Raw genomic sequence first — 12,735 nt, forward strand, 5'->3', positions numbered from 1 at the left:
GCAACGAGGCTACTCATTTCTTTCTCAATTTTCACTTTAAGTATTTCGTAACACAGCAATGAAACTTATCGTGTTACTTACCATTTGTTACCATCACGTAAGCCAAGTTAGTGTTAGGTCAAACACTAACTTGGAAACGCATGAGTACATCCAAATATAAGTTCATCAGAGAGTATCAACGCGTGAGCAAACCACGTTAGTGCAATAAGTAACGGAACGATCTTGGTGTGAAAGTATTGTTTAAAACTACGTTTGGAGCTTAGAGTTAACTTACATGGTTTCTAACTTCTCTTTGTACCCATTCATCTTAATGTACTATTAATAACTAATTATATTTGTATGATGATAAGAACCTCTCAAATCTTGAGTTCATAATTCAAAGGAATATTTCTAATGTGGTTTACTAATCGCAAACTGTTATCCGAAAATATTTATTTAAAAGAGCAGGCTGCTGAATACGAAAATATAAAGCATGAGCTCAAAGAAGAGATGTTGTATTTTTTGCTGAATAAAAATAGCACCATCATTGAAGTAAATGAGCGATTTGCAGCAGCGCTAGACCTTCAAGCGAATGATCTAGTTGGTAAAAACCTAAATGATTTGCTCCTAAAAAAATCAATTAATAAACCCCACACACAAAAATTACTCTCGGCAATAAATAAGTTAAACCATTGGCACGGTGCCTTACAATTACAAACTAATACAGGTCGTGAACTGTGGCTTAGAAGCATTTTACAACCAATAAATGGCGAACTTGCCGTGTACTCAGCTGAACTGACAAGAACTATATCTCAATCAAGAGAGAAAGAAGATATGCTTACTGCTCTCAGTCGCTCTTCTGCTGTGATTGAATTTAGTCTGGATGGAATAATACTCAATGCTAACGATAACTTTTTGAAAGCCATGGGGTACTCTCAAAATCAAATTTTAGGAAAGCACCACAGTATGTTTTGTGACTCACATGAAGTTGAATCGAGTTCTTACCAGCAGTTTTGGTCTGAGCTGAAGCAAGGGCGCTTTATTTCAGACCGTTTTAAAAGGATTGATAGCCACGGGAATGAGGTATGGCTTGAAGCCTCATATAACCCAATTCATGACGACAATGGTGTTTTATATAAAGTTGCTAAGTTCGCTACTGTCATTACAGAGCAAATGAGAAGAGAGCAAGCAATCTCACAGACTGCAGAGATTGCTTACGATATTTCAAAGCAAACAGACGCCGATGCAGAAAGCGGATTAGAAGTTGTAAAGCAAACAATATCAACGATGAACGCCCTGTCTAAGAAACTCGAAACAGCCAGTGAAGGTATCAATAAATTAGATGTACAGTCAGCTAAAGTAGCTGACTTGGTCGATAGTATTAAAGGTATTGCAGACCAAACTAATCTACTTGCTCTCAATGCTGCAATAGAAGCAGCAAGAGCAGGAGAACAAGGACGCGGGTTCTCTGTTGTAGCTGATGAAGTAAGGCAGCTTGCATCAAGAACGAGTGCCGCTACTGAGCAGATAATAGGTGTCGTGACTGAAAATAAAGTACTTACACAAGATGCTGTAACTCAAATTGAATCTAGCCTAGTAGAAGCAAAAGATGCATTAGAGTTATCTAATAGCGCAGGGAGTGTAATCGATGATATTCAAAAAGGTGCTAAAGAAGTGGTTGAGGCCGTCAGTCAATTTAAAACGAATCTTTAGTAAAGGGTTATCGAATTAGGGAAGTAGCGTGCTACTTCTTTTTATTTGAAGTTAGGTCAAAACTAGCGAGTATTTTAAAATATCAATTCACTGTCTGGAGTTAGTTGCTCACTTTAAGCCAGAAAAGTTTAGATTATTATTGTGAGTTGGTGCTGAATAAGTGTTTTCAACTAATCCCTGTCAATATCTAAAGCTCTCACTCGATTGCACATCATTTGTTGAATAACTTCTACCCATCAGCTCTATCTAACTACGTATTTAGGAAATACATTATAATGAGGTAAGTATTGCTATTGTCAATAAATGGGAAATTTGAATTAATACTTTTACATTGGATATGTTTCTTTTCGCTTTAACTTATCGGATACAAATCAAACTCCTCACATTATTTTGGGAAATGATATTTTAACTAGCTTGGATGGTTTTGCTGTCGATTTGGCTAATCAAGTTTTTAAAATAAAAATCCCAAACTAATTATACGAAAAAGACACAACCATGTTGAATATGGTTGTGTCTTTCAGGAGAGTAGTCTGATCAATATTTTAGTTTAATGCTTGATTGACTATCGAAAGTAGCTCACTTTCATTGAGCACACCTGAAAATTGCCCCATATGTTTGCCATCTTTATACAATACAGTTGTAGGGATACTCCTAATTCTGTGCAAATTTGCTAGGTCTGGTTGGGCAATGACATCGACTTCTCCGAGCAAAGCTTTATCACTAAGCTTATTTGCTGCGTTTTTATAAATAGGAGCCATCATCATACAAGGCGCACACCATGAAGCCCAAAACCGAATTAATTTTACACCAGGCTCTGAAACGATAGATTTAAAGTTCTCTTTAGTTACTGATTTGACTGACATGTATACCTCTATATTATGCTATATCTGCAGTTGATTGTTCTTTAGATAGTTCCACCTTTGTTTTATCTAAATACCCACTTAACAAAACCAACATAATGCTTATTGCTACAACAACGGCTGCGACTGTACCAGTTGCTAATAAGTGATAATTTGCTACGACGATTCCTCCTCCCCATGCGCCTAATGCGATACCTGCGTTAAATGCAGAAATATTCAGTCCTGATGCAGCATCTACAGATTGAGGGGCGTACTTTTCTGCTTGCTGAACAATGTAAAGTTGTAAAACGGGTATACTGCCAAATGCTAAAGCGCCCCATACCATTATTAATGGCACCATTAGATAAGGGTTAGCAGCTACAGGCTCTATAAGGGCTAAAACACAACTTAAAATGGCAAACATAGAGACCATCGTTTTAATTGGCCCTTTATTACTTGCCAATTTCGCGCAAAAAATATTGCCAATAGTTACGGCAATGCCGTAAAGCACTAAAACCATACTTACTGTACTCACAGAAAACTTGGTCACATTTTGTAAAATTTCAGAAAGGTAGGTAAAAGCAACGAATGCACCGCCATAGCTAAATAAGGTAATAAGTAAAACAAGCAAGATTCTAGGTATTAAAATAATACTTAGTTGTTGGTGTAATCTAGCAGGACTAGGGCGCTCTACTTTTTTTGGCAAATATAGCCATTGTGCAACAGCGGAGATCAAGCCAAGAATACTTATAAATAAAAAGGTTGCTCTCCAGCCGAAAAGATCTGATATAAAAGTCCCTAATGGAACCCCTGATACTAAAGCAACGGTTAGTCCCATAAAGACAAGAGCGATCGCTTGACCTGATTTATCTTTTGATACCAAATTGGCTGCTACAACAGTCGCCATTGAGTAAAAGACTCCTTGCACCACGCCTGCTAGTACTCTAGACAATAACAGCATTGCATAACTGTTGGCCTGCCAAGCTATAAGGTTAGCTAATACAAAAGCGATCATCAGCGTAACAGATAGAGTACGTCGCTCTATTTTCCCCGTAGCGGCTGTTAATAGCGGCGCAGAAACAGCAACTCCTAAGGCATACAAAGAAACTAATTGACCAGCTGTTGGAATATCAACATTCATATCATTAGCTATGGCTGGAAGTATTCCCACTACAACAAACTCAGCCATTCCTATGGCAAATGATGCTGCAGCGAGAGCGTATAATGCGATTGGCATATTATTTCTCGTTTAGTTTTGGATTGGTTGATCCATAATTTAAACGAGGTAAAAATGCTTGTCAATAACTTATGGATTGACTAATCTATAATAGTTTTTTTAAGGAGTAGTTATGGCTAGAACAGGTCGACCTAGAAAATTTGACCGAGACATCGCATTAGAAGCTGCGATGAATATCTTTTGGGCTAAGGGTTTTGAAAGCACCTCATTAGCTGATCTTAGAGATACATTAAATCTATCTTCAGCTAGTTTTTACGCAGCCTTTGGCTCTAAAAAAGAGCTTTTTGAAGAATGCCTAAGCCTCTATACGCAAACATGTGGTGAAGTGACCTCTTACTTAGATAATGACAGCGTAAGGCCTAGGGAGGCTATGCAAAATATGTTGAATCATCTGATCGAAGTCCAAACATCCTCAACTTCACCTTTAGGCTGTATGGCTGTTTTGTCTGGTTTAAACTGTTGCGATGATAATAAAGATGTTGAGAAGTTAACTTATCAAGTAAGAAATAAAACGACGGAAGCTATTTTGCGTTGTGTAATTCGTGCAATAGGTAAGGGTGAATTGCCAGAAGATATCAATGCAGACGCATATGCTTTAATGATTGATAGCTTTGTTAAAGGAATATCAATAAAAGCGAAAGATGGTTATAAGAAAAAACAGCTTCAAGAGGCTGTTGGTCTCTTACTTTCTAATTGGCAGTAATTTCAATGTAAACAATTTCTACCATTTCTGAGTCTTTACTGTTTCTATTTTAGAGCAACATTCAATTTTAATGCTAGATATTATGGAATAATCGATCCATAATTTGTTAGCTATTAATAACTTTGCCTATAAGTGGAGATGTATGGAAAATATTATACTTTTTTGTTTAATTGTTGGTGTAGGTTCAACAATTGCTTTAGATGTCTGGGGTGTTCTAGTTAAAACGATTACAAAGATCCCGCCGACTGACTGGGGCATTGTTGGACGTTGGTTAATCGGTATCACATCTGGTAATTTTGTTTTAGACCAGAGCAACAAAAATGCACCATCTTTGATTGAAAAAGCGACTGGTTGGGTATTTCATTACTTAGTCGGTATTGCATATGCAGCTCTTATTCTGCTTATTTATGGTGTTGGTTTTATCGAAAACCCAACGGTAATGCCTACTGTTATAGTCGGTGTAATTTTAAGTACTCTCGCAGGTCTAGGTATACTCATGCCTGGATTAGGTGGTGGTTTTTTTGCGCGTTTAATTCCGAATAAATTTCAGACCTATGCCTACATTATTGTTGCGCATATCATTTTTGCTATTGCTCAATTTGGTTTTGCGGTTTGGTTTAGCCGTTAACTCAAACTTGAAGTAGAGCGTTATAAATGAATAAACCCAATACTATCGAAGTGTTGGGTTTTTTATTACAAATTGGATTGGAACTGCTAGCTGTTTTATACAAATTCTTAAAGGTATTTAGCTACTACTCTAATTCAAAGTATATGTCCTCAATTAGCCTCTTTTAGATAATTACCAACTCGCAATCCTAGTTAGTGTTAGGTCAAAGACTAACTAGGAAACTCATGAGTACATCAAAATCACAATTTATCAGAGAGTATCAACGCGCGAGTAAATCACCCTAGGGCGATAGGTAACGGAACGATATTGGTGTGAAAGTATTGTTTAAAACAAAGTTTGGAGTTCTGAGTTAACGTCCTGGTTTTTAACCTCTCTTTGTACCCATTCATCTTAATGTACTATTAATAACCAATTCCATTCCATCATATGCAAACAAATAACTTTAAGCATGACGCTCTAATTAGTAATCAATTATGAGAGTAATAATACACCTTTATTTGATTGGCAGATATGACTTCAAAACAACCAATGCTGACATCGAGCGGTTATGTTATATGCTCGTTGTTCACTCACAACCGCCCTTAGACTATTTACGGTAGCAATCTTGAGCAGAAAGCGCTAGTCCAGATCCGACTGACTCGAAGCAGGGCTGCAATGAGCTAGAGCCGAAGAGCAGCTAGATAGTCATTGCTTAAAGACGATACTTGTATTTTGTTAGGTTTTCTTTTTGATAGCAATGCCTTAGAAACTTTGTTAGAACTATATAAGATAGATAAATGAGCGTGGTATTGGCAGAAATATGTGCGATGAGCACACTAAAAAATTAAATGAACATGATGGTTTAGGGTGTCTATTAAAATGTATAAAAGGATTTTAAAGGACTCTTGTTTGGCATATTAGGCTACACAAGTACTATGTTTGGAATGTCATATAGAAGTAGTGAGCAGTTCATTTTAGCTCAAAAACGCTGCTTAAATGGCATCTTAGAGTCGTGTTTATCAGATAGTGATAAAGTCACACTACTTGTTAGTTGGTCACCTTATAATTTGTACTATCTAATTGTTTTATTAATTAGCTTTGCAATACTAATATTGTTAGATGACATATTGAAATTTGTGTCACTTGCATATAGCAAGGCAAATCAAAAACGCTGACAAAACCAGTTGCTTTGCTCTTGCCTGACAAACCGCATGTCACAAAGACTTGAATATCACGTAACTTAAGGAATCTGAACATGGATGACCCTATTGAGAACTTAGATAAAATCGATATCGTTGGAGAAAGAAAAGATGGTGGTGTCGATTTGGTTATTGTATTGTCAAGTGCACTAAGGGATTGTGAGTATCACGAACAACTTCTGAAAACTAAGATTCAAAGTTATACGGATACCATCTTCTCCGATGAGTGGATATCCAAGTATGGTCAGGGTAATAGCGATATTTATATCAAAGCCCAAGTAATGCCTGAACAAGAAATTATTAATCTAATAGGTGCAATTAAAAAACACCTAAAGGAATTCAATATTGATTTGTGGTTGGAAGTTGTATAACAAATTAAAGCTGCGTATTGCTGTAGCCTTTTCGTATTCCGAATAAGCAGAAAAATATGTAACTCGCATTGTTAAACTCTTATGCATCTAAGGACAGATCAAATGGACGCAGACATTGAACTAAATATCAGCTTCAGATTCTTGGCTCTTTCAGAAGAGTTAGTAAGCGAAGCTAAATTAAGCCTTAAAGTCTCTTTAGTGCTGATATAACAATTCAAGAGTATAAACGTGGTTGCTTTAAATCACCATTTGGGTAAAAGTAGCCCCAACAATCTAATAAAAAAGGACAAAAAACAGTTTGCTGTTTTGGCTCCTCAACATTTAGCAAACAATTTTTAGCCCCTTATCGGTGCGTTGATACTTATGGAAGATTTCTGCACTTGTCTCGAAAATTAAAGTTTATAACTGCAATATCACAGATGACTGAAAATGGTGCTTCCATTTATGGTGGTTTTAATCATTTCAGAGGTGAGGCTATATTCACGTCCACTTTGAATACGTGTTATTTCGAAGACAAAACTCTCGTAAAGGTCAAAGGCGGGGGGTTAAATGGTAGCAACTATAAATGCTCTAGTACTGGTGAGTTTTACAGAGTAATGAAATTTGATAGGTTGTACTAAACACGTACTTAACAAAAAAATTATGCCGCCCGCAAGCTGATTAGGACACAAGGAAAGTATGAAGATTGTTTTTAAGTTTATTGGATTGATTTGGACTATTTCTTTCCTTTCGTTTTTTGTTCTATTTATCTACGTGGGTAGTGGAGGTGAAATACCTCTTTTAGCTCAAGAGTATGTGATCTACTTTCAGACAGTTTTATTGTCTTTTCTCACTTCAAACTGGTTTTATGTTGTTTTTGTAGTTGGTTGGTTTGGAGTTTGTTATGGACTAGGAAAAGAAAGTGGCTGGCAAAACTTAGCTAAAAGATACAGAAAAAATAATGACTGGGGTTTAGAAGAAAGCTTCCGAATTGGAAGTGGGTATATTGGTAAAATACGACATAACGGAATCTTAAAGGTTGCAGCAAATAACAGGGGGCTTTATTTAAGAGTGCTTTTTCCCTTTAAGTTTGGTCATAAAAACCTGTTTATTCCCTGGCAAGAAATCTCGGCTGTTACATTAGAAAGTGGTTTGTTTTCAGAAAATACTCCGGGCTTTCTCAAGCGTATGGCTAAACCAGTTTCAAAAACTGAGTACTTAAATATTCAACTACATGAGTTCCCAAAGCAGCGTTTAACTATTCAAAGTTCTGAACAATTAATTCGCTATATTCCGAAAACCTTGAGAGATAGTGCAGAGTAAATGGTTATTAAACAACCGCTTTAGTCACTCATTTGTGTCCCTAAGTGAGGTGTTATGTACTCCGGTAGAAATATGGATAACCTGAAAAATTCGATTATGGCACTTGCTGCATCAGCAAAAGTCCAAGAGGAACTATATCCAAGTTTCGCGGCTATTGGTGATGAGTTGGTGCTTGAGTTTGGTGAATGCTTAGACGACTTGAAAGTTAGTGATTTAACACCTAAACAAGCAGCATCTATTGAGGCGTTAGATGTTTTTATTAATCAGCATTCAGGTGCGCAATTCTCAGCCATGTATCTTGAAAGTAGTGCTTTATTTGACGATCCTAATTGGGAAGAAATTAGGTCACTTGCCAAGCTGGTTGCTGAAGAAATGGGTTGGTCATCAACTGAACCAATCAAACAAAAACATAGAATTGTAACTGGTTAGCTGAGAATACATAATAAATACATTAATGAATTGACGTCTAAAGCTTGGTTTGTGCTCACTTTTCGCTATTTATAGCCAAGATTTTTACGCCATATATTACGGTTTTATAATTAAAGGGAAATATTCGCCATGGGAAGTTTTGCCCGACATCATGGTAAAATTAGGGAATGTTTTGTAGAGTTTCGTGGTTCTGAGTTAACTACAAAGGAAATCAAATCGATCATCAAACTAAAAATGCCATCATTTGATGAAAGATGGATTCATCCCTCTGATCACTGTATTAACCATACTTGTATAGGGGCGTGTGAATGTGCAAAGACTGATAGCGCCATCTTTGAGCGTATAAAACGTGGCTTGTATAAAGTAATTTAGGCACACAGTTTGGAATATAGTTATAACAAACGCTTCAAGACGACCGCCACCGCGGGCATTTTTAGTTTGCAGTAAAAATTGTATTTAAGGCGCAATGCGGTAGCTGTTTTATTGCGTTGGCAGCTGCGAAAAAGAGAGCTACCGAATAAACACTCTAACTTATTTATATCTAGTTATAAGCAATGCTCTTATGACTACTACACATACGAACACCCACTTAGTCATCATAAAACCTCTCACTTATCTCATCACATAGCTTGGTTCGGTAGATAATCCCACTCCATTACTACTGAAATATCGCTCTCGAAGGATCTTAACTACTTTTAAACTTGATCTAGATCAAAGAAACTTCATTCGCAGCAATCTATATTACGCGGCTGCAATTTTCGCTGCTTTTTGAAATCTAGATTAGCTTTTAAAGGCAATACTCCATCATCGTGCTTAAAGGTGTGTCATGGCATTACTCATCAATAACAAATGTATTAACTGTGATAAGTACTAGGTGCCAGAATTTAATGAGGAAAAACAAATAGTTGAATTTTGCTGTGTTCTTTTTTGTGTTGGTGATTTTTGACAAATCAACAACAAAGTTAAGTATTAACTAAGTTTGATGGAAAAGCAAATTGTATTAACTAAATCGACTTTTTTATCAATTTTATGCATTTTTTCATACGCTTTCCCTCCTTGATTTTCACTTAAATTACTACGTAACACTGCGCTATTAGTTCGTAACACAGAATGATAAATGCGTAACACAGAGATGAAACTTACCTCTGCTACTTACTATTCGTTACCATCACATAAGCCTAGTTAGTGTTAGGTCAAACACTAACTAGGAAACTCATGAGTACATCAAAATCACAATTCATCAGAGAGTATCAACGCGCGAGTAAATCACCTTGGGATGACAATTCAACGATTCTGCTATTAGCAGATGTTGATGAAGCGTCTACAAGCGACTCAATCGAGCTTAGTTTTAGCCATTACATTTATATGCACAGAGATAGGGTAGGTAGTGTATTGGGTATAAGCATCTCAAAGCAGCTCTTTGATGATAATCCTGATTAAGACAAAAGTTCATTTGGTTGATATAAAAAACCAGAAATACGAAATACGTCCTATTTAATTGTAATACAAATGTCCAGATAATGGGTTCGAGCGCGAAGTTGCTGCTCAGTTTTAAATAAGGATATATTTATGAAAAAGTACTTACTAACTTTTGTAAGTTTATTATCTCTAATTAGTTTTAACTCTTCATCTCAAACTTCTGAATGCTTGGTTTTGAGTAAAGATCAAAGTACCTCAATCCCACTAAAAAAAAGCTCAAACTTTTTTAATTGTTTTATAATTGAGAAGACTAGTGAAGCAAAAACTCTAGAAGTTTATGCTTTCTCAAATAACTACCAAAGGCAAAAAATTAGCTTATTTGAAGCTAATTCAAGTGCAACGAATAATGTGTTGGAAGAAAGAACTTCTCAATCAACTGGCGCAAATGCAATTATTCACCAATATACTTCTTCTAAAGTAGGTTTAAATATTAAACCTACGAATTACTTAACCTCGAATAAGGTGTTAAACATCAGTGTAAGATCTGCAATGGGTATTGATTCTGTACTGATTGAAATTGATCACGGAAAAGCTGATAGTGGCCCAACTCCTCCTCCAGTTGTCGAGTGTCCGCACTGTGTCAACCCTAGAAGCATTAATTTTCCAGTTTTTTCTACAATGGCTGCGTCTGAGTCTGCTTGTCAATCAGGTGAAAACCCACCTGAAGGAATACCTGATAATTTTAACATAAACCAACACTTGTCAAGGCTTGGGAAAGTGGCAGATGCTCTTAAGTTGGCTGCAGACTTGAGAACGGATCCTTCTGGAAATGCGGCTAGCTTAGTTATTGCAAAGGAAGTAGCTAAAGCGACTGTTATGATACAAAGTTTTGCGCCTTTCCAGCCTTATGATTTCAAACATAGCGATACAATGAAAGGTTCTGCTGATTTTGGAAATTGGTTTTATGGTGCTGCAAGCAATGAATTAGGTTATTCTAAAGGAGAAGCTTTAAGAGCTGCAGCAGTAGTGCAACAGTATCAAAACTTCTCAAAAACAGAAAAAGACGTTATTGACTTCAGTGAAATGATTACTAAGGCAGCTTGGGCTGCTGTTACTGCACAAGGTGACAACCCTGATGACCCACCTCAAATCTCAAGTGGCTGGGATTACAATGAGGTTAGAAAGAATGATCCTAATGCTGCAAAAAAAAGCAATTCTTGTGAAGATGATGAAAATAGTGATAACACTACAACTGCACCTAGCTCAAGCTTTGGTGGAGTAGGTATCCCGGGTGATATTAATGGAGGTTGGGGACTAGGTGGTTATGACTATTTTGGTCCGGGAACATGCTACGCCTGTATGAGAACAGCTATTATAGACTTACCAAGAAGAATGAACTAAATCAGTTGACGACACCTTTGGGGTTGTCGTCATAATTAAAAATTATTTGTAGGTGTCTTTTGAATTTATTTAAGAAAATTTATCAAGTTACTTCTTTTGTTCTTTGGGTAAGCTTAATCCTATTATTGCTATCATGGGTTATTTTTAAACAGTTCGACAGTAGTTGTAATGAAGAAATCTATAGTACAAAGAGCTCTATAGACGGCTCTTTCAAGGCTGAAATAGTAATTGGGGATTGCGGCGGAGCAACAACCGACTTTTTTGGGTTTGTTAGAGTTAAGGACTTATCTAGTAAAGATGATAGTGTAAGGGTACTTACTTTCAGAGGTGCTCCAGAAGATTCTAACATTACTCTTAATTGGAAAGGGCCAAAAGCGCTAAATATTTATATTCATAATATCAATGCAATTGAGTCTTTTAATCCAAATAATCTGAAGCGAATAGGTATAAATACAAACTTAAGCTATTCTGATTTTCAGGAAAACCACTAAAATTCAGTTTTTTATGTTTGTCTTGAGGGGCTGTTTTCAATCAGTGACTTGCATTTTAGATTTGTTCTAAATTAATTTAAGACCTAAAGCAAATGATTATGTTTTAGGTCTTCTTTGTTAATAATAGAGCTTTATCATTATACTAAGCTCTCTGATCAAGACCTATCTAGTTACTGCTTTTATGGTAGCTATCAAAAATTGAATCTAACCATCGTTGTGGTTTGCTGACTCGGCTCGGTTTAAAAAATTTGACCTTTGCAACTAACTTTCTTAAATACTCTTCTGTGGTACCTTCCATTCCGGCGATTTCTTTTGTTGTGTGTACTTACTAGATAGTTCGCTCATAAAAACTCCTCAACTGCATTGCTTTTTAAACTCTTGATTATCAACATTGGTCTAATATTAAATTTTTATAATTCATAAACAAAGAATTTGAAGGCTTGTGTAAATTTTCATAGTTGTCTTATATGGTGTGAGTTCAAAAATACCATAAAGAAATCCTAGTTAGTGTTAGGTCAAACACTAACTAGGAAATTCATGAGTACATCAAAATCACAATTTATCAGAGAGTATCAACGCGCGAGTAAATCACCTTGGGATGACAATTCAACAATTCTACTTTTAGCAGATGTTGACGAAGCGTCTACAAGTGACTCAATCGAGCTTAGTTTTAGCCATTACATTTATATGCACAGAGATAGGGTAGGCAGTGTATTGGGTATAAGCATCTCAAAGCAGCTTTTTGATGATAATCCTGATTTTTCAGGGCGCTATTTAGATGGTGTAGAAATGTATGCTTTTTTGCTTCTGTACATTGAGCAAATAAAAGAATTCTGTCATTTATTTTCAGCGGAGTTCGAAGCGATATTTTTAATAAAACCAACAACTTTCTTCAGTCACGCTGAAGAGAGCTGGTTAGAAATCATCGAAAAAAGTTAAAACTGGCGAACCTTCGGGTTCGCTTTCTTAATATTTCCCCTTCCTCGTTCCTTTTTAGTTAAAAGCCGTAACAGTGGTTTCAAACCCATATAAAAATAAAGGAGCA

General features: G+C 36.3%; 12 protein-coding genes. 10 read left to right on the forward strand and 2 right to left on the reverse strand.

The genetic code is table 11. The features are described 5' to 3' along the window. Positions 1 to 393: 393 nt before the first annotated feature. Positions 394 to 1,692 carry a PAS domain-containing methyl-accepting chemotaxis protein gene (locus tag C2M25_RS17200; RefSeq protein ID WP_105173680.1) on the forward strand — a complete coding sequence of 433 codons (1,299 nt, stop codon included), beginning with the start codon at positions 394 to 396 and terminating at the stop codon, positions 1,690 to 1,692. Between the two features lie 542 nt (positions 1,693 to 2,234). Here the strand turns inward: C2M25_RS17200 and C2M25_RS17205 are convergent. After that, a complete protein-coding gene (locus C2M25_RS17205) occupies positions 2,235 to 2,555 on the reverse strand; it encodes a thioredoxin family protein (RefSeq protein ID WP_063704267.1) in 321 nt (106 codons plus the stop codon). Positions 2,556 to 2,568: 13 nt separating this feature from the next. Continuing rightward, positions 2,569 to 3,768 carry an MFS transporter gene (locus C2M25_RS17210; RefSeq protein ID WP_105181680.1) on the reverse strand — a complete coding sequence of 400 codons (1,200 nt, stop codon included), beginning with the start codon at positions 3,766 to 3,768 and terminating at the stop codon, positions 2,569 to 2,571. Between the two features lie 112 nt (positions 3,769 to 3,880). Between C2M25_RS17210 and C2M25_RS17215 the strand changes: the two genes are divergently transcribed. The 9 genes from C2M25_RS17215 (at position 3,881) to C2M25_RS17265 (ending at position 12,629) form a co-directional block, all read left to right on the forward strand. After that, the gene (locus tag C2M25_RS17215; RefSeq protein ID WP_105181681.1) at positions 3,881 to 4,471 is read left to right on the forward strand and encodes a TetR/AcrR family transcriptional regulator; all 591 of its coding nucleotides are present in this window, start codon (positions 3,881 to 3,883) and stop codon (positions 4,469 to 4,471) included. Between the two features lie 142 nt (positions 4,472 to 4,613). After that, positions 4,614 to 5,099, forward strand: a complete 486-nt coding sequence (locus C2M25_RS17220; protein WP_105173679.1) for a DUF2938 family protein — start codon at positions 4,614 to 4,616, stop codon at positions 5,097 to 5,099. A 1,234-nt stretch (positions 5,100 to 6,333) separates the two neighbouring features. After that, positions 6,334 to 6,648 carry a DUF6572 domain-containing protein gene (locus C2M25_RS17230; protein ID WP_105181683.1) on the forward strand — a complete coding sequence of 105 codons (315 nt, stop codon included), beginning with the start codon at positions 6,334 to 6,336 and terminating at the stop codon, positions 6,646 to 6,648. Positions 6,649 to 7,326: 678 nt separating this feature from the next. Beyond that, the gene (locus tag C2M25_RS17235; RefSeq protein ID WP_105181684.1) at positions 7,327 to 7,950 is read left to right on the forward strand and encodes a hypothetical protein; all 624 of its coding nucleotides are present in this window, start codon (positions 7,327 to 7,329) and stop codon (positions 7,948 to 7,950) included. A 72-nt stretch (positions 7,951 to 8,022) separates the two neighbouring features. Next, positions 8,023 to 8,379 carry a hypothetical protein gene (locus C2M25_RS17240; RefSeq protein ID WP_063704283.1) on the forward strand — a complete coding sequence of 119 codons (357 nt, stop codon included), beginning with the start codon at positions 8,023 to 8,025 and terminating at the stop codon, positions 8,377 to 8,379. A gap of 1,215 nt (positions 8,380 to 9,594) precedes the next feature. Continuing rightward, positions 9,595 to 9,819, forward strand: a complete 225-nt coding sequence (locus C2M25_RS17250) for a hypothetical protein (protein ID WP_105181685.1) — start codon at positions 9,595 to 9,597, stop codon at positions 9,817 to 9,819. Between the two features lie 129 nt (positions 9,820 to 9,948). After that, positions 9,949 to 11,199: a polymorphic toxin type 44 domain-containing protein gene (locus C2M25_RS17255; protein WP_105181686.1), complete on the forward strand. Its 1,251-nt coding sequence runs from the start codon at positions 9,949 to 9,951 to the stop codon at positions 11,197 to 11,199. Positions 11,200 to 11,258: 59 nt separating this feature from the next. Continuing rightward, positions 11,259 to 11,690: a hypothetical protein gene (locus tag C2M25_RS17260; RefSeq protein ID WP_105181687.1), complete on the forward strand. Its 432-nt coding sequence runs from the start codon at positions 11,259 to 11,261 to the stop codon at positions 11,688 to 11,690. A gap of 537 nt (positions 11,691 to 12,227) precedes the next feature. Beyond that, the gene (locus C2M25_RS17265) at positions 12,228 to 12,629 is read left to right on the forward strand and encodes a hypothetical protein (RefSeq protein WP_063704288.1); all 402 of its coding nucleotides are present in this window, start codon (positions 12,228 to 12,230) and stop codon (positions 12,627 to 12,629) included. Positions 12,630 to 12,735 lie beyond the last annotated feature (106 nt).

The organism is Pseudoalteromonas sp. T1lg21 (assembly GCF_002964625.1).
GTDB classification, from domain to species: domain Bacteria; phylum Pseudomonadota; class Gammaproteobacteria; order Enterobacterales; family Alteromonadaceae; genus Pseudoalteromonas; species Pseudoalteromonas gelatinilytica.